This window comes from Ochrobactrum sp. SFR4 (genome assembly GCF_019730395.1).
In the GTDB taxonomy this organism is placed as follows: Bacteria; Pseudomonadota; Alphaproteobacteria; order Rhizobiales; family Rhizobiaceae; genus Pseudochrobactrum.
Window position 1 is genome coordinate 1 of record NZ_JAAPBB010000281.1, and the last position, 404, is coordinate 404.

Consider the following 404-nt stretch of genomic DNA (forward strand, 5'->3'; position numbering starts at 1 on the left):
CGCGCATCGCCCTCGCCCTTAATAATGTCGGCGATGTTAATGTCATCTGCATAGGCTGCGCCCGCAGAGACAAACGAGAAAAATGCGAATAGCGCCACCCGCTTCATGATTAATCGTCCTTAGTAAGGATCTGCATATTGGAAGGCAGACGATCGATGAAGTAATCGCGCACAGATCCGACACGGCCTTGCCGGATCTGCCACGCCCTGAAATCAGCTTTCATCGCGAGCGCGAATGTGACGATCGCCACAAGGCAGCCCCCGATCAGTAGATAAAATGATGAATAGCCAAGCACGAAAAGAAGCGGGATCGAAGCCAGCGCAATGCATCCGGCCACCATGTAGATGCTTGAATCCCGATCCCACGCCGCAAGAGCCGCCTCGATCTCGTTCGAGGTCAGCCCT

The 404-nt window shown here is 54.5% G+C and carries 1 protein-coding gene; it reads right to left on the minus strand.

What is annotated here, in order from left to right:
* Window positions 1-109: 109 nt before the first annotated feature.
* The coding region (locus HBA93_RS18985) for a hypothetical protein (RefSeq protein WP_221724337.1) at window positions 110-404 on the minus strand (295 nt) is incomplete at its 5' end.